At 43.0% G+C, this 22,120-nt stretch carries 15 protein-coding genes; 12 read left to right on the forward strand and 3 right to left on the reverse strand.

The window, feature by feature from the left end; all coding sequences use genetic code 11:
• Window positions 1–3 precede the first annotated feature (3 nt).
• Complete coding sequence (locus FFF34_003385) at window positions 4–2,277, forward strand: glycoside hydrolase family 92 protein (protein TSD66459.1); 2,274 nt, start codon at window positions 4–6, stop codon at window positions 2,275–2,277.
• A 53-nt stretch (window positions 2,278–2,330) separates the two neighbouring features.
• Here FFF34_003385 and FFF34_003390 read toward each other — a convergent pair whose 3' ends face one another.
• Window positions 2,331–3,290 carry a hypothetical protein gene (locus tag FFF34_003390; protein TSD66460.1) on the reverse strand — a complete coding sequence of 320 codons (960 nt, stop codon included), beginning with the start codon at window positions 3,288–3,290 and terminating at the stop codon, window positions 2,331–2,333.
• Window positions 3,291–3,469: 179 nt separating this feature from the next.
• Between FFF34_003390 and FFF34_003395 the strand changes: the two genes are divergently transcribed.
• The 7 genes from FFF34_003395 to FFF34_003425 all read left to right on the forward strand — a co-directional run bounded on the left by FFF34_003395 (window position 3,470) and on the right by FFF34_003425 (window position 13,623).
• Entirely contained in the window at window positions 3,470–4,642 is a 1,173-nt protein-coding gene (locus FFF34_003395) for a DUF5009 domain-containing protein (GenBank protein ID TSD66461.1), read from the forward strand.
• Between the two features lie 27 nt (window positions 4,643–4,669).
• Window positions 4,670–5,827: a glycoside hydrolase family 18 protein gene (locus tag FFF34_003400; GenBank protein ID TSD66462.1), complete on the forward strand. Its 1,158-nt coding sequence runs from the start codon at window positions 4,670–4,672 to the stop codon at window positions 5,825–5,827.
• A 46-nt stretch (window positions 5,828–5,873) separates the two neighbouring features.
• Window positions 5,874–6,551, forward strand: a complete 678-nt coding sequence (locus FFF34_003405; protein ID TSD66463.1) for a response regulator transcription factor — start codon at window positions 5,874–5,876, stop codon at window positions 6,549–6,551.
• A 7-nt stretch (window positions 6,552–6,558) separates the two neighbouring features.
• Complete coding sequence (locus tag FFF34_003410) at window positions 6,559–7,920, forward strand: HAMP domain-containing histidine kinase (GenBank protein ID TSD66464.1); 1,362 nt, start codon at window positions 6,559–6,561, stop codon at window positions 7,918–7,920.
• 95 nt (window positions 7,921–8,015) lie between these two features.
• Window positions 8,016–9,287 (forward strand): TolC family protein, encoded by a 1,272-nt coding sequence (locus FFF34_003415; GenBank protein TSD66465.1) that lies wholly within the window; start codon window positions 8,016–8,018, stop codon window positions 9,285–9,287.
• Window positions 9,288–9,316: 29 nt separating this feature from the next.
• Entirely contained in the window at window positions 9,317–10,414 is a 1,098-nt protein-coding gene (locus FFF34_003420; protein TSD66466.1) for an efflux RND transporter periplasmic adaptor subunit, read from the forward strand.
• A 71-nt stretch (window positions 10,415–10,485) separates the two neighbouring features.
• The gene (locus FFF34_003425; protein TSD66467.1) at window positions 10,486–13,623 is read left to right on the forward strand and encodes an efflux RND transporter permease subunit; all 3,138 of its coding nucleotides are present in this window, start codon (window positions 10,486–10,488) and stop codon (window positions 13,621–13,623) included.
• Window positions 13,624–13,682: 59 nt separating this feature from the next.
• On the opposite strand, the gene FFF34_003430 is transcribed toward FFF34_003425, so the two are convergent.
• Window positions 13,683–14,459, reverse strand: a complete 777-nt coding sequence (locus FFF34_003430; protein TSD66468.1) for an NUDIX domain-containing protein — start codon at window positions 14,457–14,459, stop codon at window positions 13,683–13,685.
• A 132-nt stretch (window positions 14,460–14,591) separates the two neighbouring features.
• Here FFF34_003430 and FFF34_003435 point away from each other — a divergent pair, with 132 nt between their 5' ends.
• Window positions 14,592–15,584 carry a sugar phosphate isomerase/epimerase gene (locus FFF34_003435; GenBank protein TSD66469.1) on the forward strand — a complete coding sequence of 331 codons (993 nt, stop codon included), beginning with the start codon at window positions 14,592–14,594 and terminating at the stop codon, window positions 15,582–15,584.
• A gap of 67 nt (window positions 15,585–15,651) precedes the next feature.
• On the opposite strand, the gene FFF34_003440 is transcribed toward FFF34_003435, so the two are convergent.
• Window positions 15,652–16,956, reverse strand: coding sequence for a hypothetical protein (locus tag FFF34_003440; protein ID TSD66470.1), 1,305 nt, complete (start codon window positions 16,954–16,956; stop codon window positions 15,652–15,654).
• Window positions 16,957–17,424: 468 nt separating this feature from the next.
• On the opposite strand from FFF34_003440, the gene FFF34_003445 reads away from it, so the two are divergent.
• The 3 genes from FFF34_003445 to FFF34_003455 are packed head-to-tail and all read left to right on the forward strand — an operon-like array spanning window position 17,425 to window position 22,115.
• Window positions 17,425–19,911, forward strand: a complete 2,487-nt coding sequence (locus tag FFF34_003445) for a capsule biosynthesis protein (protein TSD66471.1) — start codon at window positions 17,425–17,427, stop codon at window positions 19,909–19,911.
• Between the two features lie 29 nt (window positions 19,912–19,940).
• Entirely contained in the window at window positions 19,941–20,837 is an 897-nt protein-coding gene (locus FFF34_003450) for an ABC transporter permease (GenBank protein TSD66472.1), read from the forward strand.
• Between the two features lie 6 nt (window positions 20,838–20,843).
• Complete coding sequence (locus FFF34_003455) at window positions 20,844–22,115, forward strand: ABC transporter ATP-binding protein (GenBank protein ID TSD66473.1); 1,272 nt, start codon at window positions 20,844–20,846, stop codon at window positions 22,113–22,115.
• Window positions 22,116–22,120 lie beyond the last annotated feature (5 nt).

Genomic DNA, 22,120 nt, shown 5'->3' on the forward strand with positions numbered 1-22,120 from the left:
AGTATGAAATACACTAAATATTACCTGTTAATTTTAATATGTGCCGCATGTGTAGGCACATCTGCTCAAACAAAAAAGCACGCCACAACTAAACAAAAGGGATTGGCAGCATACGTAGATCCGTTTATTGGTACAGGCTTGCATGGGCACGTTTTTTTAGGAGCCAATGTGCCTTTTGGAGCAGTACAGTTGGGCCCGGTTAATATTATTGCCAAAGACTGGGATTGGTGCTCGGGCTATAACTATTCCGATTCGACCATTGCCGGCTTCGCGCATACCCATTTAAGCGGCACAGGTATAGGCGATTTAGGTGATATACAATTTATGCCTACCACCGGCGATATAAAGGTATTAAGCGGTACATTAAACGATTATAACAGCGGTTATTATTCGCTTTTTAGCCATAAGGAGGAGGTTGCGGAACCTGGCTATTATTCAGTTAAGCTAAAACGTTATAACATTAATGCCGAGCTTACTGCTACATCAAGGGTGGGTTTTCAGCAATACACTTTCCCAAAAGCAGACAAAGCGCATATTATTATCGACTTGCAAAAGGGCATAGGCTGGGATCACCCGGTAGAAACCTATATAAAGCAGGTAAACGATAGCACCATTACCGGCTACCGCTATTCTTCGGGTTGGGCTGTAGATCAAAAGATATATTTTGCGGCAGTGTTCTCTAAGCTTATTACCAAATTCGCTGTTTACGATAGCCTGGCTGTAGCTACCGGTACTGCACTAAAAGGCCGTAATGTAAAAGGTGTGGTTAGTTTTACCACGCTTGCAGGCGAAAAAGTTAAAATTAAAGTAGGTATATCGCCGGTAAGTATGGATAACGCCCTCCTAAACATCAAGGCCGAAGCTGACACCTGGGATTTTAATAAAGTAAGGCGAAACGCTACTAAATTATGGAACAACGAGTTAGGTAAAGCAACCATAAAGGCTACACCCGCCCGTATGCGCACCTTTTACACCGCTTTATACCACACCATGATAGCGCCATCGGCATTTAACGATCATAACGGCGACTATATGGGCACCGATAAAAAGATTTACCATAACCCGGGTTTTACCAATGTTACCACCCTGTCATTATGGGATACCTACCGCTCGCAAAACCCATTGATGACCATTTTACACCCAACCCGTGTAAATGATCTGATCAATTCAATGCTTACCATATACAAACAGCAGGGCAGGTTACCGGTTTGGCACCTTATGGGTAACGAAACCGACTGCATGGTAGGCAATAGTGCCATACCCGTTGTAGTTGATGCCTTTTTAAAAGGCTATAAAGGTTTTGATGCCGAACTGGCTTTTGAGGCAGTTAAAAATACAGCCATGAAAGACCTTCGCGGGTTAAAGTCGGTAAAGGCCCTGGGTTATATACCGGCCGATTCGCAAACAGAGAGCGTGGCATCGGGTTTAGAATATTCGATAGATGATTGGTGCATAGCGCAAATGGCGCTTAAACTTGGTAAAAAAGCCGATTACGAATACTTTAGCAAGCGTGGTAAAAACTATGTTAATTACTACGATAGGGAAACCCATTTTATGCGCGGCCGTATTGCCGACGATAAATGGCGTACACCATTCAGCCCTTTCGTATCGCGCCACATGAAAGACGATTTTACCGAGGGTAATGCATGGCAATATACATGGTTGGTGCCGCAGGATGTAGAAGGCTTAATGCAATTGTTAGGCGGCGAAAAAGCCTTTACCAAAAAGCTCGATTCGTTATTTGTTGTAAAGGGCGATATGGGTAACGAGGCATCGAACGATATCACCGGATTAATAGGCCAATATGCGCATGGCAACGAGCCAAGCCACCATATTGCCTACCTGTATGCCTACGCGGGCCAGCCATACAAAACCGCTGAAAAGGTAAGGTTTGTGTTAGATAACTTTTACACTACCAATAAAGACGGCATTATAGGCAACGAAGATGTTGGCCAAATGTCGGCCTGGTATGTGTTATCGGCACTTGGTTTTTACCCGGTAAATCCGGCTAACGGGGCTTATGTTTTTGGCAGCCCGGTAATAAATGATGCAGTTTTAAAAGTGGCAGGTGGTAAAACATTCCACATCGCTATTAAAGGTAACATACCAGGTAATATGTATATACAAAGCATGGTATTAAACGATAAACCATACACAAGATCGTACCTGCTACATGCCGATATTGTAAAGGGGGGTAACCTGGTTATTACCATGGGGAGTAAACCCTCGGGTACTTGGGGTATAGCACCTGCATCAAGGCCAAAATCGATATATTGATTATTATTTTTAGATAAATTTTATGCCCCCGATATTTACTGCCGGGGGCTTTTTTACACCCTTGTAGCCATAAAAATAAAATAGCCATTCATTAGCAAGTAGCCTAATAGTAATACCTGCGCGCATATAAAATCGTATCGTTTAGCTTTTTCTATCTGGTCTTTTTTAACCAGTTTAAGCGAGTAGGAGGTACATATAATTACGGCCAATATAAATAGCAGTGTTATACCATGCAGGGTGTCAACCAGGGTAAAGGTGGTAGATTCAGGCAGGGCCGAATCGATGATGTATTTATTACCTATCACCGCAAATAAGGCACCCACACTTAGGCCAAACCGCGAGTCGATACTATCTGTATGGATGTAAAAGCACATATACGATATCAGGAAAGCAACATACATACCCAAAAACATCTTCCAAAACAGGCCCATGGCATCACGGTCTATCTGTAACCGTACCTTAAAATTGCTGTATTCGGTATGTGGTTTTTTAAGGCTGACATCACCAAAGCCTGTTTCGTAGGCTTTTATACCTGTTGATATATTTAAACTATCTATTCGCCAGCCACGTAGCGTAAACCTCGGGTCGAAATGCTTGCCAAGCGTATCGGCCGCAAACACCAGCGATTTTGAATCGAACTGAGAGTTTTCGATAGAAAAACGCAGTTTTTGCCTGTCGAACGGAAAATTGTCTATCGCCCACGAATCCTTCATTACGCATTGCAGCTTCATCAGCATATATATCTTATCACCTGTCGAATCGATAGTGGAGAACGATGTGGTAACCGATTTTGCCTGCGGTACTTCCAGGTTGTGCAAAAAATCAAAGTCTTTGTTTTTATACTTTAGCCAAAGCCACAGGTTAATGCTGTATTCCTTGTCCTTAAAATTAATATCGTGTATGCTGGTAACATATATGCCTGTTTCTACAGTATCGGGTTTAACGCGTTGCGCAAAGGCGGTAGCAGATGTAAACAGGCTAAGCAGGAGGGCTACTATCAGGTTATTTTTCAAATCTGTTATATAAAAGTGAATATCTAAAGCCTTAAAGATACAAAAAGCGGGCTTGATGCCATGCCTGCGGTTTATTATGTAACAATTTATTTAATAAACGGTATTTTGCTATAGCGTTGCCATCTATATTAATATAATTACCTAACTTATAGCCCTATATCCCGCTACCAAAACCATACATGCAGCAATTACCTAAACGCCTGTTATCTGTTGATGTGCTACGCGCCGTCACCATGTTTTTTATGATCTTTGTGAATGATGTAGGCGAGGTAAAGGGACTGCCTGTATGGGTAGACCATGCCAAAAAATGGCAGGATGCGCTGGGCTTTGCCGATATCATTTTCCCCGGCTTTTTGGTAATAGTGGGGCTATCCTTGCCTTTTGCCATTAATAACCGCGTTAAAAAAGGCGAAAGCAATAAACAGATCATCACGTATATACTTACCCGTGCCGCGGCGTTGCTTATAATGGGGCTGTTTCATGTAAATATGGAAACCTATTCTGCTACCGCTATACTTCCTAAAGCGGTTTGGGCGCTTACTATAACCATAGCCTTCTTTTTAATTTGGCTGGATTATCCCGCTACAATTGCAAAACTAACCCGCTACAGCTTAATTACATTAGGTGTAGTACTGCTGCTGGCCATGGCCGTAGTTTATAAAGGCGGCGATGACGAAATTCCGCATGGTATGCGGCCATCCTGGTGGGGCATATTGGGTATCATTGGCTGGGCTTATTTAGTATGTGCGATGGTGTATTACCTGGCGAAAGGCAATCTTAGTACGCTTATTATTTGCTGGGCGGTGCTGGTCATCATCAATATTATCTTTCATACACTTGTTTCAAAAGGCAGGCTGTGGGTTATCAGCGATGGCGCATCGGCAGCTTTGGTAATGAGCGGCGTAATTGTGTCAAAAATATATTCAAGGCTGGTGGAGCTTGGTAAAACGCAGCGCATTTGGGCCATATTTACCGCTATAGGTGCAGGCCTTATCGTTGCCGGGCTTATCATACGCCCCTATACACAGGGTATATCTAAAATACGATCTACCCCGGCATGGGTGTTTATTTGCGCGGGCATAGCCATATTGGTGTTCGAAATATTGGTATACCTGGTAGATATGCGCGGCAAAAAAGACCTGTTCAGCTGGATACGCCCTGCCGGTACCAGCACACTTACCTGTTACTTAATGCCGTACTTTCAGGTATATTTACTGCAGCTTTTTCATGTGGAATATCCTGCATTTTTAACCATAGGCATAGTAGGTATATTGCGGTCGTTTGCTACTGCTTTTATACTGATATGGCTGGTAGGATTAATGGAAAAAAAGCACTTACGACTAACTATTTGATCAGTAACCTAAACCTGATATAAACTAATGAATAAACCCGCAATACTAAAAAGCTGCGCTGCCGTAGCAGGCCTGCTGCTTTGTGTCCCCTTTTTAATGGCAATGGTAAAGCCCGCGCCGGCTTTTAAACCCAAGCGCCCTAAACCCGTAATTATTGGCTACGTAGGCGGCTACCGCGGCTTAATTGATACCAGTATGGTGCATGCCGAAAAGTTAACACACATTAATTACGCTTTTGTTGATGTGCAAAACAACCGCGCCTTTTTAACCCATCGCAAAACCGATACGGTTAACTTCAGGATACTGCGTAAGTTAAAAAAGGTAAATCCCGACTTGAAGATATTAATATCAATAGGCGGATGGAAGTGGAGCAAAAATTTTTCGGACGCAGTACTTACTGATACAGCTCGCAGAGCATTTGCCGCCAGCGCTGCCGATATAGTGCGTACTTATCAATTGGATGGGGTAGATATTGACTGGGAGTACCCCAATGATATAGGCGATGGCAACGTTTTTCGCCCGGCAGATAAACGCAACTTTACCCTGATGTTTGAGGCGCTGCGCAACGAATTGGACGAGGTAGAACGTGTTACCGGCAAAAAAATGCTGCTTACTGCCGCTGTAGGGGGCTTTAAACGCTTTTTGCGCAATACCGAAATGGATAAAGTGCAGCGCTACCTGGATTATATTAATTTGATGACCTATGATTACTCGCAGGATAGCCTGGGCATAGCAGTGCACCATACCAGCCTGTACGGATCAAAAATATACGAGACAGCCAATTACGCCGACAGGGCGGTAACCGATTTTGTAGAAGCCGGCGTACCGGTAGAAAAACTGGTTATGGGAATGGCTTTTTATGGGCGAAGCAACCGCGTACCCGACATTATTAAAGCGCCGCTTGGCGTTAAAACCGACGGCCGCATGCGGGCAGGGGGCTATACTTACATTAAGGACAGTATCCTATCGAACAAAGCATTTAAATACTACCGAGACCGCAATGCCGATGCACCCTATATTTTTAATGCCACCACCAAACAGTTTATTACCTACGATGATGAATGGAGCATTAAGCAAAAGTGCTATTACGTGATGAAGCACAACATGGCGGGCGTAATGTTTTGGGAGTATTCTGATGATAAAAAAGAATACCTGATCAATGTGGTAAATAAGAGTTTTAAGTGATTGCTTGTAAATCTGTAAATTTGGCTTATAAATTTGCCCGCTGTATATGAATAACATTTGCCTGGTTGAGGATGAAGACAAAGTTTCGGCGTTTATAAAAAAAGGGCTTACCGAGCATAAATACGGGGTAGATGTTTTTGAGAGTGGTGCCGATGCCTTAGCCGCATTAGCCCAAACCGATTATAACCTGGTGATACTGGATGTAATGCTGCCCGATATGACCGGCATTGAAATTTGCCGCGAATTGCGCAGACAGCAGCCACAGGTGCCCGTGTTAATGCTAAGCGCCTTAGGCACCATAGATGATAAGGTGAATGGCCTGCATTCCGGTGCCGACGATTATTTGGTAAAGCCCTTCCACTTTAACGAACTGCTGGCCCGTATAGAGGCCCTGTTGCGCCGTAAAAAACTCGCTGAAGGTGATAGTCACATACTAAGCTTTGGCGGCCTTAAATTAAACACCTGGGACAAAACAGCCGAACGCGAAGGGGTACAAATAAGCCTTACCGCCAAAGAATACAGTTTGCTTGAACTGTTTATTAAAAACCCGGGCAAGCTACTATCGCGCGAGTTTATTATGGAGCGGGTATGGGGTATAAATTTCGATACCGGCACCAATATGGTAGATGTATACGTAAACTACCTGCGCAACAAAATTCAAAAAGGGTTTGATAAAAAGCTTATTCATACGGTAATAGGCATGGGGTACATTCTTAAGGACTAACTGCGTTATGAAAATAAAAACCCGGCTATCCTTATATTTTACCCTTATTAGTTCGGGGGCACTGCTATTGGTTTTGGTTGCGGTATATATTGCCGTTTTCTCGTTTTTTACCGCCGATTTTTACAACCGCCTAACCGACCGCACCAACCTGGCATCGCAGCTATATTTAAAGGCAGATGAATTGGCCGCCGATTCGATGCTGCAAATACAGCAAAAATACCTGGAGAAACTGCCTTACGAGGTGATACGCATCTACGACAGTAACAATATGTCGGCCTTTAAAATGAAGCACAATATTTACTGGTCGAAAGATATCATTAACCAGGTGCGCAAAGAAGGGGCGGTACAATACGAAGAAGGCGACCGCAAAGTAGTGGGTAAGCTGTATAAAGACAACCAGGGTACCTTTGTTATACTGGCCTCGGCAGTCGACGAAAACTCCGAGCGGCGGTTGGTTATGCTGGGCAAAATAACCATTGTGCTATTTATAATATTTGGCACTGGTTTGTTTTTAGCAGGGCGGGTCTTCGCTCAAAAGGCGTTATCGCCGGTTGATAAGATCATTTCGCAGATACGAAACATACGGTCAAGCAACCTACACCTGCGGGTAAGCCAGGTAAAAAGTAAGGATGAGATAGCCGAGCTGATAGACAACTTTAACCAACTACTGGCACACCTGCAAAACGCTTTTGAGTTGCAGCAAACCTTTGTGGCCAATGCATCGCACGAGCTGCGCACCCCACTCACCAGTATTATGGGTGAGGTAGATGTGGCATTAGAAAAAAGCCGCGATCCGAAAGAATATAAGCGTGTGCTATCGTCAATAGCCCATGATGGTGCCCGCCTGCAGGAAACCATTACCAGCCTGATGGAACTGGCACAGGTAGACCTTAACTACACCCAAGCCAAGCTATCGCCGGTGAGGGTTGATGAATTGATATGGGAACTGGAAGAGCAATGGACAGCCAAAAAAGGCCCCGGCATGCTCAAAATACAATTAGCCGACCTGCCCGAAGATGAGCAGCTGCTTACCCTGCCCGCCAATAAGCAAATGCTGTACATCGCCTTAAATAACATTATTGATAACGCCTTTAAATACTCCGAACCGCAGCCCGTTACGCTAAGCTTTGAGGCTACCGCTAACCATATTATGTTAGCCGTTACCGATAAGGGCCCCGGCATTAGTAAAACGAACGTCGAAAAGATATTTCAGCCGTTTTTTAGGGCTAATAAGGATAAGGCCATAGCAGGCAGCGGTATAGGGTTGTATATCACCAGCAAGATCATTGAGCTATTTAAAGGTACTATCGAGGTGGTATCTGATGGCCGCAGGGGAAGTGCCTTTGTAGTTAAATTTTTAAAGAGATAGGGCACCCGCTCAAATTCTAATGCAAATCTAATTTCGTTCTAATCTGCCTCTAATACGGGTACAATAGTTTTGGTGCTATCAATACTAATGTACTCATGACTAACAAATTTCGAATATTGCTTTTACTTCTGGTGTTGGTTGCAGCGGCGCATACAGGTGCTTTTGCCCAAACCGATACCCTTAAAATTACCTTTAAAGAGGCCGAAAAAACTTTCCTTGACAATAACCTTAGCCTGCTTGCCCAAAAATATAATGTTGATGCAGCCGGCGCCTTGGTACAACAAGCCAAACTTTGGGACAATCCCGTTTTAAGCACCGACCAAAACATAACCGATGCCACCCACAAATATTTTGACCATAGCGGCAACAACGGGCAGGTACTGGTACAACTAAGCCAATTAATTAAAACAGCCGGCAAACGCGGCAAGCAAATAGCCATTGCCAACGATGGTGTGCAGATACAGCAGGCGCAGTTTAACGATCTGTTGCGCAACCTGCACTATAACTTGCTGCTCGATTTTGCACAGGTAGCCAACTTGGCCGACCAGCGCAAAGTGTACCTTACCGAGATAGCCTCGGCCACGTATATGGTTGATGCTATTGATAAATCGTACAAAGCAGGTAATAACTCGTTAAAAGATGTAATCCGTTTAAAGGCATTGCTCTTTGGTTTACAAAACGACCTGGTAGCTATTGATGGCCAGCTTAACGATCTGCAAAGCGAATTAAAGACATTGCTGGTAACCGACCCGGCAAAATTTATAGCCCCTATAATAACGTTTACAAACAGCGATACCACCCTAAACGCCGCCGTATTGGCCGACCAGGCTAAAAATACACGTGGCGATTATTTGGCCAATCGTTATTTGTTAGATCAGAACAATCACAGCCTTGCCTTGCAAAAGGCAATGGCCGTGCCTGATGTTACCATAGGCGCCACCTACGACCAAAACAGCAGCTATGCCCGCAACTATGTGGGTTTAGAGATAAGCCTGCCGCTGCCATTTTTAAACCGCAACCAGGGCAATATCAAAAATGCCAGGCTATCGGCACAAAGCCAGGAGTTTGTGTTAAAGAACAGCGAAGTGCAGGTGAAGAACGATGTGTACGCTGCCGTAAACCAATACAACATTAGCAAACAACTGCTGGGCACCAGCGAAACCGACTTTTACAACAAGTACGACCAGTTGTATAAAAGCATGCTGAAAAGCTTTCAGCAAAAGCAGATAGGCCTGCAGGAGTTTATCGACTTTTTCGACTCGTACCGCGATACCAAACTAAAAATATTACAGCAGCAGGTTAACCTGCAAAAAGCCATAGCCGACTTGAATTACGCGGTTGGCAGCACCGTTATTAACCCACTTTAATCATCAGCATAAAATATCAAGCACATAAAATGAAAAATAAAGCATTATATATTGGCATAGCGGGCCTTTTGGGCCTGGCATCCTGCCAGCAGGAAAAAACCGGCACCATGGAAAGCAAGCAAGTTTGCATCAGCGACTCGTTGGCTAAAATGGTGAAGATAGACACCGCCAAAACCACGCCTATGAAAGACGAGCTTGCGTTGTCGGGAGAGGTATCGTTTGACGAGAACAAGGTGGTAAAAGTGTTCCCGTTTGCAAGCGGGCAGGTTATGGAGGTTAAGGTATCCTTAGGCGATAAGGTAAGCAAGGGCCAAACACTTGCCGTAATACGCAGCGCCGATGTTGCCGGTAACTATACCGACCTTACCTCAACCAAGGCCGACCTGTCTATCAGCAAACGCCAGTTAGAGCAAGCCGAATACCTGTACAAAAACGGTATAAGCAGCGAGCGCGACTATACGGAGGCTAAAGAGAATTATAACAAAGCGGTAGCCGCCAACAGCAAAGTACGCGACCAAATAGCCATTAACGGTGGTGGCAATACCAGCGCCAGCGGCACACTGGTTATTAAGGCACCCGGCAGCGGTTACGTGGTGGAGAAAAATATATCGGCCGGTAACTTCATCCGCCCTGATAACAGCAACAGCCTGTTCACTATATCTGATATGAAGGATGTATGGATATGGGCAAACGTGTTTGAAAGCGACATATCAAAAATAAAAAAAGGCTACGATGCTAAGATCACTACGCTGGCCTACCCGGATAAGGTGTTTAACGGTAACGTTGACGAGATAAGCTCGGTGCTTGATCCTGATAACAAGGTGATGAAAGTGCGTATAGCCCTAAATAACAACGATATGCTATTAAAGCCCGAAATGTTTACCAATGTGCTCATCACTAATAAAGAAAACGCCAGCTCGGTAGCTATACCTGCATCGGCGGTGATATTTGATAACAGCAAAAATTATGTGATCGTATACAATAGTAAATGCGATTTGCAGGTGCACGAAGTAAGCGTAATAAAAACGGTTGATGACGTTACCTACATCGCATCGGGCCTTAAACCCGGCGATAAGGTGGTATCAAAAAGCCAGCTAATGCTTTACAACGCATTAACCGAAGAATAAGCTTTTTACACGCAGATACGATTTACAGGCTGTAAATAAGCCTTTGATACATTACTATTTTATACAACAAAATGGATAAGCTAATTAAAAATATTATATACTTTTCGCTCAGGCACCGGGCAATGGTATTCTTTTTAACCGGGGTGCTGGCCGTGCTGGGGGTTTGGAGTTATTTAAATACGCCAATTGAAACCTTCCCGGATGTTACCAACACACAGATCATCATTATAGCCCAGTGGCCGGGCCGCAGCGCCGAAGAGGTGGAGAAGATGATAACCATACCTATAGAGACCGTATTAAACTCGGTACAAAAAAAGGCAAACCTGCGTACCACCTCATCATTCGGCCTCTCATACGTTCGCATTATTTTTGATGATGATGTAGACGACGCCTTTGCCCGCCAGCAGGTATTAAGCCGCCTGGGTAATGCCGACCTGCCCGACGGGGTGAAACCCGAGGTAGAGCCGCCTTATGGCCCAACCGGCGAAATTTACCGCTATACGCTAAAAAGCAAAACCAAATCGCTGCACGAGTTAACCGCTATACAGGATTGGGTGCTCGACCGTCAGTTTAAATCTATACAGGGTGTTGCCGATGTAAACAGCTTTGGCGGCGAGGAAAAAACTTACGAGGTAAGTGTTAACCCATCTTTATTGCAAAAATACGGCTTAACATCGCTTGATGTGTACAACGCCATTAACCGTAGTAACATTAACGTGGGCGGCGATGTAATAGAGAAGAACGACCAGGCCTTTGTAGTGCGTGGTATAGGTTTGATAAACAACATCAGCGAGATAGAGAACATCATTATTAAAAACGTTAACAACGTGCCTATACTGGCGCGCAATGTGGCCGATATAAAAGAAAGCGGACTGCCCAGGTTAGGGCAGGTGAGCCGCGACCGGCAAAAGGATGTTATTGAGGGTATTATAGTAATGCGTAAAGGTGAGAACCCTGCCGAGGTACTTGACCGCATACGCGCCAAGGTAACCGAGTTAAACTCGACCATATTGCCGAGCGATGTGAAGATTGATACCTTTTACGACCGTACCAACTTGATGGATTTTTGTACCGAAACGGTTATACATAACTTGTTAGAAGGTATTGTGCTGGTAACCGTTATCGTGTTCCTTTTTATGGCCGACTGGCGTACTACGCTTACGGTGGCCATTATCATACCACTTGCACTGCTGTTTGCCTTTATATGTATGCGTATTAAGGGGATGACAGCCAACTTACTATCGATGGGGGCGGTTGACTTCGGTATCATCATAGATGGCGCCGTGGTGATGGTAGAGGGGATATTTGTAGCCCTTGACCACCGCGCCAAAGAAGTTGGCATGCAAAAGTTTAACGGGCTGGCTAAGCTGGGCTTGTTTAAAAATGTAGGTGCCGAGATGGGTAAGGCTATCTTCTTCTCTAAACTGATCATCATTACCTGTTTAATACCCATTTTCGCCTTTCAAAAGGTAGAGGGTAAAATGTTTTCGCCATTGGCGTATACACTCGGCTTTGCCTTATTGGGTGCCTTACTGTTCACGCTTACGCTGGTGCCGGCATTATCAAGCATACTGTTAAAAAAGAACGTTAAAGAAAAGCACAACCCGGTAGTTATCTTTTTTGAAGAAGGTATCCGCAAAATGTTTGGCTTTACCTATAAAAACCAAAAGCTGAGTCTGATCATCGCCTTTAGCTTTATGGCTATCACGTTTTTCTCGGCCAAGTTTTTGGGTACCGAATTTTTACCCGAGTTGAACGAGGGGGCCCTTTGGGTAGAGGCCGAACTGCCGATGAGCGTATCGCTTACCCAGGCCGAAACCATCAACCAAAAAATGATGCAGATACTGGAGAAATTCCCCGAAGTGAAGCAAACGCTGGCACAGGTGGGCCGTACCAACGATGGTACCGACCCTAAGGGTTTCTTTGATGTGCAGATACAGGTAGACCTGAAAAAGAAAAATGAATGGCGCAAAGGCTTAAGCGAAGAACAGCTGATAGACCAGATGGACCAGCAGTTGCGCAAATTACCGGGTATAGTATTTAACTACTCGCAACCCATACGCGATAACGTTGACGAGGCTGTAGCCGGGGTAAACGCCAGCATGGCGGTAAAAATATTTGGCCCTGATTTTCAGGAGCTGGATAAAAAGGCCGACCAGGTTATGAATGTTTTAAAAGGCATTAAAGGTGTTGATGACCTTGGTGTACTGCGTAACCTTGGCCAGCCCGAGTTTAGGATAGAGCTTGATCAGCGTAAAATGGCCCTGTATGGCGTAAGCACCGCCGATGCCAACGCTGTTATTGAACTGGCAATAGGTGGTAAAGCCGCCACACAATTATACGAGGGCGAACGTAAGTTTGACATACGTGTACGCTACCAAAAGCAATACCGCGACACGCAGGAGAAGGTGGAGAACCTGATGGTGCCTACTTTAAACGGGTCTAAAATATCTATCAAAGAGATATCTACCATTAAGGAACTCACCGGCCCCGCGTTTATCTTCAGGGATAATAATACACGCTACATTGCCGTAAAATTCTCGGTACGTGGCCGCGATTTGGGTAGTACCATTGCCGAAGCGCAGCAAAAGGTAAACCAAAAAGTTAAGCTGGACCGCGGTTACGCCTTTACTTGGAACGGCGAGTTTGAGAACCAGATACGGGCATCAAACACACTGGCCCACGTAGTGCCTATATGTTTACTGGTGATATTTTTGATATTGTACGTAACCTTTGGCAATGCTAAAGATGCCACGCTGGTTATCATGAATGTACCGTTCGCGCTGATAGGGGGTATACTGGCCCTGCATATTACCGGCATCAACTTTAGTATATCGGCAGGTATTGGTTTTATAGCCCTGTTTGGGGTGTGTATACAAAACGGGGTGATACTGATATCGGTATTCCGTAAAAACCTGCAGGATGGGCTGCATTTAAACGAGGCCATATTAACCGGGGTAATATCCCGTGTGCGCCCCGTGGTAATGACCGCTTTGATGGCCGCCATAGGCCTAATGCCGGCAGCGGTATCAACAGGTATTGGTTCCGAAACACAGAAGCCCCTGGCTGTAGTGGTAATAGGTGGTTTAATAACTTCTACCATACTTACCTTATTAATATTACCTGTTATTTATGCCATAGTGCACAGGTTTATACACAAGCGCGAAAACCGCAAGTTATTGAAGAAAATAGGTGCCATAAACACCTAGGTTTTGGTTTATTTTTTAATGAGGGCCCCGGTACGTTTAGGCGTATCGGGTTCTTTTTTTTAGCTTAATACGATACCGTTTTTAAGCGCATTACCATAAGCTGCCTTATCAAAACTATACAAATGCGGCGAGCGGTGGGGGCCAATGTTGCGTTTTTCATCCAGCTTTTTTAGCAGGCCCAGTGCCATCAGCTTTTTTGGGAAGTTACTAATGTCGAGTTTTTTGCCCAGCAGCGTTTCGTATAAGGCATGTATCTCGGTAAGAGTGAATTTTTCGGGCAGCATGTTATAACCAATAGGGTAGTGGTATAGCTGCACCCGCATAGTATGCAGCGCTTCTTTCACCATCTCATCATGGTCAAACTCCAGTTTGGGCAGGCTGTCCATATCAAACCAGTCGCAGGCGGTCACCATCTTATCCAGTTTCAGTTCCGTTTCCGAAAAATCAGTTATCGCGTAAAACCCTACGGATATGGTTTGGTCTATCAGCCAGTTATCTTTTGCTATTCGCACACCGGTTATTTTAAACCACCTTTCGTTATCAAACTCCTCAAACCTGGCGCGGCCCGGGTCGCCAAAGGTTTTAAACTGCTGTAAAAACAGATTATCCACACCTGTACGTTCCCTTACGTTGCGGGCGGCGGCTTCAACCAATTTTTCGGTGCGCTTAATATAACCGCCGGGTAGGCACCAGCCGTCAATTACCGCATGTTTTATCAATAACAGCTTTAACTGCTGCTGGTGATAACCAAATATGGCGCAATCAATACTTACATGGGGCACATAGTACTTATGTCCGTTTAATATAAAATCTTCAAGATCGGCATCGGTATGCATGCTCAAAAATAGTATTCTGACGGGGAATAATGTAGTTATAAAACTTATTTAGTAAAATTTACTAAATAATAAATTATAGTTTATATATTGCTGTAAACTAACCGATAGCATAAAACCATAAACCAATTATTGATGAAAACCAACAGAAGAAGCTTTATCAGGCAAACCGCTATAGGGGCGGCGGGCCTGGGTTTAGCAGCTGCCTTACCCGAATTTTTATACGCGGAAGCAAAAAAGGAATTGTTTTTTAAGTTAGCCTTGTCGCAATTCTCCTTTGCCAGCCAGTTTTGGACACAGCAACTAAAGCCGCTCGATTTCCCGGCCAAAACAAAAGAACTGGGTATTACCGGGCTTGATTACTGCTCGATGTTTTTTGCCGATAAAGCTAAAGACCAAACCTTTTTAAAGGAATTAAAACAGCGGTCGGCCGATGCCGGCACCTATAACCTGCGCATTATGATAGATGGCGAAGGCGTTTTAGGCGACCTGAACGACACCGTACGCATGAAAGCAGTGGATAACCACCATAAATGGATAGACGCCGCCGCCACCCTGGGTTGCCCCATGATAAGGGTGAACGTAGAGGGCGATGGCGACCCCACAGCCGTAGCCAAAGCCGCGGTTGATAGCTTGGGCCATTTGATTGAATATGGCAGCAAACAGGGCGTAGATGTGATAGTAGAGAACCATGTAGGTATATCATGCAACGGCGCTTGGCTTGCCGGGGTGATGAAGCAGGTAAACAGCAAACATTGCGGTGTACTGGCCGATTTTGGCAACTTCTGCATCAACCGCACCAAACCCGAAACTAATGATATTGCCGGCTATATGAAAACCCATTGTGTAGAAGAGTATGACAGATACAAAGGTATAGCCGAGCTGATGCCGTTTGCTAAAGGCGTGCATGCCAAAACCCACACCTTTGATGCTGATGGCAACGATACCGAAACCGATTTTGTGCATATGTTTAAGATCATCAAGCAATCGGGCTTTAAGGGTTGGGTGAGTATTGAGTACGAAGGCGGCCTGCTTAAAATGTATACCAAGGATGCCAAATACCTTGATGATTATGCAGGCACCACCGCTACCAAAAATTTGGTGGAGAAAGCAGGGAAGATGGTATAGAACTAAGGCTGACACACATAGTTGCTTTGTCATCCCGGTAACTTCCGGGATGACAATTGCTCGTTTACTACTTGGTTTTAAAATAAACTGTATAGCTTTTATCTAAAGGATACCCATCGGCAGATGCGAATGATCGTGTCGTTATCTCAAATTCGTACTCGTGCGCGGGTTGCAGCTTTATTTTTAATATAAGGTTTTTCTTGTCCTCCGTAAACACAGGGAATTCGGTAACCGGGTAGCCGGTTTTGCCAAATCTGCCAAAGTTAATAGATACACCGGGGCCCATAGGGGCAGAGAAGTTAATTAGCATTTCGGTAAGGTTGCTGTCTACCGATGTATTGCCGTTAGCAAATGGTTCTATACCTGTGATGGAAGGCTGCTTAGCCGCTAAAGCCCGGGTAAGGGCTTCCTTGTCGTAACCCTCTTTGTAGTATTTAGACGTTTGTAAAAAAGCTTCAACGGCCTTATCGTCGGCATAGTTTAGTTGTATAATATCCTTTATGGCTTGTTTCTTATCCTTTACCTGGCTGTAATAAGCCTTGCACAGCTGGTAACCCATAAAATAGCCCAGGTCGGCCATTGTTTTGGCATTGCTGCCATTACCCAGCCAATTGGCCGCACTGCGACCAAACATATCCGTTTTAAAATCATCCCGTACAGTAGCTTCGTAAGCCAGGCCATAAGTAATGTAGTCGCGGTGCAGTGGCTTATTGGTTACCAACTCGGCTATAAAGTCGCACGATCCCTCAGCAATAGCCATAGCCAACAGGTTATTGCCCTCGCCGATTTGCTGGGTATGCACATATTCGTGCACATTAAGATACACCAAATTATCAATCGATTGCACCTTAAACACGCCGGGCAGCCATTTGCTGGTAAACTCGGATACATCGGTTTGGGCATCGGCCGCGGCAATTTCGGTGCCTATCAGTACCATGTCACCGGTGGTAGTTCCGCCCGAGCGTAAGCCGCCAATGGTAAAATACATTTTGGCATCCTTCAATTCAGGGTAAAGCATCTTAAAGAGTTTAATGCTTTTTTCTATCTGTGCCGATTTGCCGAGTACTTTTAAAGTGTTTGGCCTTACCGATGCCCAAAACTTCGGGAGCTTGTTTATCAGGTTAAGATACACCTTAGCGTTGTAATTACGGGTCAACATAAAAGACTTTAAACCAACGCTGCCTTTATCAATATACAGGGATTGGATAAAGGCCATTTTTTTGGCAGTATCGGTAGTGGTTTGCACACTGTCAAATGCGGTCCAAAAATGGTCGATATCTGAGGTGAATATTTTTTGCTGAGCGGGTGCCTGGGCATTGGCCAGTGCCCATCCAAAAACAAAAAGAGTACAAGCAAGTAACTGTTTTATCATGGAATAAATTTAGACGTTTTAGTTGTATTACCTGGAAACTACTTTTTTATATCATTTATTTTTTTATATTAGTAGACCAGGCAAGTGCAAAAAAAAACGAAAAGTTATACAGGGAGCTGCAAAAATCTGCAAAAAATTATAGGTAACCCTGTAATTTAAAACAAGGGTATTTATACCCTTAATCATGACAACAATTTTTGGGGTGTCAGGAAATGCTAATGCGGGGAAAGATTTTTGACTTAAATTTGGCAAGGGCTAGGTGATGATAATTTAACTTATTTGTGAGAACCTTACGTTACTTGATACGCAATAATTGTTTTGAAATTGAGTTAATGCAAAGCGTATTTTCACATAGAATTCTTAATAAAGAAACGGATACGAAATAAATAAATTTTAATTAATAAGTTAAGTTGAATTGTACGTTAATAAAGAATTCTATCTTTGCGAAATTATAATTCTGATCAATTGATGAATATCAAAAAGTTACTCATTCTATTCTTCTTCCTCGGAAGTATAGTATCTGCCCAACTGTCACATGCTCAAAGTGTTAGCACACAAGATTTAAGCACCATACAAGTAGATAACCTTACTGATGCACAAATTATGCGATACATGCAGCAAGCACAGGCATCTGGAATGACTCAGGATCAGCTTGCACAATTAGCTGCAGCCCGGGGCATGAAACCCCAGGAAGTGCAAAAACTGCAGGCCCGTATTGCTGCAATACAAAATAAAACACAAACAGTAAAGCCTACTACAACTCCTGCTGTAACAGGTACAGCTGCACCGAGAACTGTAGATTTTGGTACTACAGCTCCGGCACCGGTAACAGATACTACCAAAACCGCGAGTGATGCTTTATTGGAATTAAAACCTAAAATATTTGGTCAGGATCTTTTTAATAATTCGGGTACAACATTCGAACCTAACTTAAGGTTAGCAACTCCCCTAAACTATGTGATTGGTACAGGAGACCAGTTATTAATTGATATTTCAGGTTATTCTGAGGCAAGTTACCAGTTAACTGTTACGCCTGAGGGTACCATTACTATACCTTTTGCAGGCGTTATACCTGTAGCGGGCTTAACTATAGACGGCGCTACAAAAAAGATAAAATCAAAGCTATCAACAGCCTATTCGGGTTTAAATAATGGTACTGTAAAGCTAAATATTGCATTGGGTAATATACGCAGCATTAAAGTGATTGTTAATGGCGAAGTTACGCGGCCAGGAACTTACACACTGCCATCCTTGGCCTCCGTTTTTAATGCCTTATACTCATCAGGCGGCCCAACAGATAATGGATCTTTCAGAAATATTGAGATCATTCGGTCGGGTAAAAAAATAGCTACATTAGATGTTTACGACTTTTTGGTAAACGGAGATTTAAAAAACAATATAACCCTGCACGACCAGGATATAATAAATGTTCCGCCTTATCAAAAAAGGGTAGAGATGATAGGTGAAGTGAAAAGACCCGCCATATATGAGGTGAAAGGTAATGAAAGCTTAGCCACCCTATTAAAATACGCAGGTGACTTTACCGAAAATGCCTATAAAGCACGAATAAAAGTATTAAAGAACACGCCTACCGAGCGTAAAGTAAATGATGTCACAAGCGATCAGTTTGCCACTTATATACCGCAAAGCGGTGACAAATATTATGTAGATGTAATATTAGATCGTTATGAAAACCGGGTTACAATTGACGGTGCGGTTTATAGGCCGGGCCAGTACGAATTAGAACCAGGCTTAACGCTTAAAGCTTTAATAAAAAAAGCCAACGGCCTAAAAGAGGACGCTTTTAAAAGCAGGGGATATATAACCCGTTTAACAAGCGATTTAAATACAGAGTTAGTATCATTTGATGTAGGCAAAATTGTTAGTGGGCAAGCTGCTGATATTCCTTTACAACGAGAAGACTATATTAACATCTCTTCTATATTTGATTTAAAGGAGCAATACAAAGTTCAAATAAATGGGCAGGTTAGGACACCCGGTGAGTTCAGTTACTCTGAAAACATGAGCCTGGAAGAATTAATTATTAAAGCAGGCGGTTTTCAGGAGTCGGCAACGCCACAGCGTATTGAAATTGCACGCCGTGTAAGAAATGCTGATGCAAATTCAACGAGCTCACAAATTGCTGACGTTTTCACAAGAGACGTGAATAAGGATCTTAGCAAAACCGACGCAGGTTTTATACTGCAACCTTTTGACATAGTTTCCGTTAGGTCGGCTCCGGGATACGAAACACAAAAAATAATTAGTGTTACCGGTGAGGTACTATATTCTGGTAATTATACAATAATTAAAAAGAACGAAAGGATATCAGATGTTATTAAAAGAGCCGGAGGATTAACGGCACTGGCATTTCCTGAAGGTGCATCATTAAAAAGAGCAGGTGGTGATACAGGTTCAAAATTGGCTAAAGAGATAGAACAGCAAAAGCTTGACGCACTATTAAAATTACAAAAAGATGCAAATGATACATTAAGTGCGGCGGTTGTAAAAGAAACTCTTCAAAACGATTTTGTAGGGATTGATTTACCCTCTATTTTGGCAAAACCAGGCGGTATAGATGATATTTTTCTTGAAGATGGCGATATACTATTTGTGCCAAAGCAGCTACAAACAGTGCGCGTATCTGGCGAAGTGTTATCGCCGGTAACGGTAGTGTTTGAATCTGGGAAAAGCTTTAGAGAGTATATTGACAATGGTGGCGGTTTTTCGGAAAAAGCGTTAAAAAAACGAGCCTACATTGTATACGCAAATGGTAAGGTAAAAAGCACACATAAATTTCTTTTTTGGAATGTATATCCAAGTGTAAAACAAGGAGCCGAAATTTTTGTTCCGACCAAGCAAGATACGCAAGGGTTAACTGCACAGCAATGGGTTAGTATAGGTACCGGCTTAACAACAATAGCTGCTGTAATAGTTGCGATTTTAAAGAAATAAGTTAACCTTTAAGCATAATGTGTTTATAAATGAATAATACTTTAGAGCCTGATTTAAATAAATACCCAGAGAAAGAAAACCTGATTTCAGGGTCGTGGACAGAAATAATAACTCCCAAAAAGGCCCTTTTAGATTTACAATTAGGCGAAGTATGGCGTTACAGGGACCTTTTATTTTTATTTGTAAAAAGGGATTTTATAGCCACTTATAAGCAAACTGTATTAGGCCCTTTGTGGTTTTTTATACAGCCTATAATAACTGTTATTACTTATTCTATTGTTTTTGGTTATTTATTAGGCGTATCAACAGGCGGTACACCCCGCATATTGTTTTATCTGGGTGGTTTAACTGTTTGGAATTACTTTTCAGAATGTATGCTTAAAACAGGGCAAACATTTGTTTTAAACGCTAATATATTTGGCAAGGTATATTTTCCGCGATTAGTGTTGCCTATCTCTATTGTAATTTCAGGAATGATAAAAATGGGTATAACCTATGCCTTATTTTTAATTCTTATTGCATACTATATTATTAAAGGCGATAATGTTAGTATGAACGCTTATGCACTATTAGCCCCTGTATTATTGCTTATTACAGCTGTTTTAGGCTTAGGAGTTGGCATTATTATTTCAGCTCTAACTACAAAGTATCGTGATTTGTTATACCTGGTTCAGTTTACTGTGCAGTTACTGATGTATGCAACCCCGGTTATATACCCACTATCTCGTACACACGGTTTATTTAGACATATACTATTGTTAAATCCGATGACTGCAGTAGTAGAAACATTCAGATACGGCCATACTGGTGCTGGTGGGGTAGAGCCTATATATATATTATACAGTGCAGCATTTGCTTTTGTAGCACTTGCAATAGGAACCATTCTGTTTAACAAAACAGAGCGAACATTTATGGATACAATTTAAATATACATGCCAGATACTGTTATATCCGTAGAAAACATTTCAAAACAATACAGGCTTGGTACTGCAGGTACAGGTACGCTTTCGCATGACCTTAAACGATGGTGGTATAACGTAAGGGGGATGGAAGATCCCTACCTAAAGATAGGCGAAACTAACGATCGGTCAAAAAAAGGCGAATCAGAATATGTATGGTCATTGCGCGATATCAACTTTGATATACAACAAGGCGAAGCATTAGGTATTATTGGACGTAATGGTGCAGGCAAATCAACCCTGCTTAAAATACTATCAAAGGTAACCAGCCCTACTACCGGGCAAATAAAGGTAAAAGGTCGCATTGCCTCTCTATTAGAGGTGGGTACGGGTTTTCATCCTGAATTAAGCGGACGCGAAAACGTGTTTTTGAATGGCGCCATTATGGGTATGCGCAAGGATGAAATAAAAAGCAAATTTGACGAAATTGTAGATTTTAGCGGTGTTGAGCGTTATATTGATACCCCTGTTAAGCGTTATTCGTCGGGTATGTATGTAAGGCTGGCATTTGCCGTGGCAGCACATCTTGAACCTGAAATATTAATTGTTGACGAAGTATTAGCCGTAGGCGATATGGAGTTTCAAAAAAAATGCCTGGGTAAAATGCAGGATGTATCCGGCCATGGCCGAACGGTTTTGTTTGTAAGTCATAATATGGCTGCTATACGCAAACTATGCAGTAAAGGAGTGTTTTTAGAAACTGGCCGTGTAAAAAGCGTGGGCGAAATAGATGAGATCATTGAATCGTATATGCGCGTAAATGGCGACGCTACAACACGCACCGTCAAGTTTCAACCGAAGGAAAATAAAGCTATTTATTTTGAACAAGCAAGTGTATATGCAAAAGGTAAAGATGCTGATGTAACGTTCGATATCACTGATGAACTAATAGTTAGAATTACATATGTTGTAACGGAAGATATAAAAGGTACAAATATTGCTGTTTCGTTAAGTAAGGATGGCATATTATTGCTGCGTACCTGGGATATCGATAATAATCCGGAGTTGTTTATCGAAAGGAAAAAAGGTACATATACGGCAGAAATAGCCCTTCCGGATTATTTAGTAACAGGCAATTACTCTATTCATTTAGCCTGCGGAAGACCCGGAATAGGGGCAATCGACGTCCGCGAAGATTGCCTGGTGTTTGAACTTGAGAATTCTAAAATCGACGGGGCTTTTAATAGCCTTACCCGGGGGGGAATAATAAAATCTGATTTGAAGTGGAACTTTTTCCAATCTTAATAGTA

The sequence above is a fragment of the Inquilinus sp. KBS0705 genome, assembly GCA_005938025.2.
Classification (GTDB): domain Bacteria; phylum Bacteroidota; class Bacteroidia; order Sphingobacteriales; family Sphingobacteriaceae; genus Mucilaginibacter.

Coding starts and splice junctions, on each gene's coding strand:
- FFF34_003385 (TSD66459.1), top strand. CDS start 4: ATGAAATACACTAAATATTACCTGTTAATTTTAATATGTGCCGCATGT.
- FFF34_003395 (TSD66461.1), top strand. CDS start 3,470: ATGCAGCAATTACCTAAACGCCTGTTATCTGTTGATGTGCTACGCGCC.
- FFF34_003400 (TSD66462.1), top strand. CDS start 4,670: ATGAATAAACCCGCAATACTAAAAAGCTGCGCTGCCGTAGCAGGCCTG.
- FFF34_003405 (TSD66463.1), top strand. CDS start 5,874: ATGAATAACATTTGCCTGGTTGAGGATGAAGACAAAGTTTCGGCGTTT.
- FFF34_003410 (TSD66464.1), top strand. CDS start 6,559: ATGAAAATAAAAACCCGGCTATCCTTATATTTTACCCTTATTAGTTCG.
- FFF34_003415 (TSD66465.1), top strand. CDS start 8,016: ATGACTAACAAATTTCGAATATTGCTTTTACTTCTGGTGTTGGTTGCA.
- FFF34_003420 (TSD66466.1), top strand. CDS start 9,317: ATGAAAAATAAAGCATTATATATTGGCATAGCGGGCCTTTTGGGCCTG.
- FFF34_003425 (TSD66467.1), top strand. CDS start 10,486: ATGGATAAGCTAATTAAAAATATTATATACTTTTCGCTCAGGCACCGG.
- FFF34_003430 (TSD66468.1), bottom strand. CDS start 14,459: ATGCATACCGATGCCGATCTTGAAGATTTTATATTAAACGGACATAAG.
- FFF34_003435 (TSD66469.1), top strand. CDS start 14,592: ATGAAAACCAACAGAAGAAGCTTTATCAGGCAAACCGCTATAGGGGCG.
- FFF34_003440 (TSD66470.1), bottom strand. CDS start 16,956: ATGATAAAACAGTTACTTGCTTGTACTCTTTTTGTTTTTGGATGGGCA.
- FFF34_003445 (TSD66471.1), top strand. CDS start 17,425: ATGAATATCAAAAAGTTACTCATTCTATTCTTCTTCCTCGGAAGTATA.
- FFF34_003450 (TSD66472.1), top strand. CDS start 19,941: ATGAATAATACTTTAGAGCCTGATTTAAATAAATACCCAGAGAAAGAA.
- FFF34_003455 (TSD66473.1), top strand. CDS start 20,844: ATGCCAGATACTGTTATATCCGTAGAAAACATTTCAAAACAATACAGG.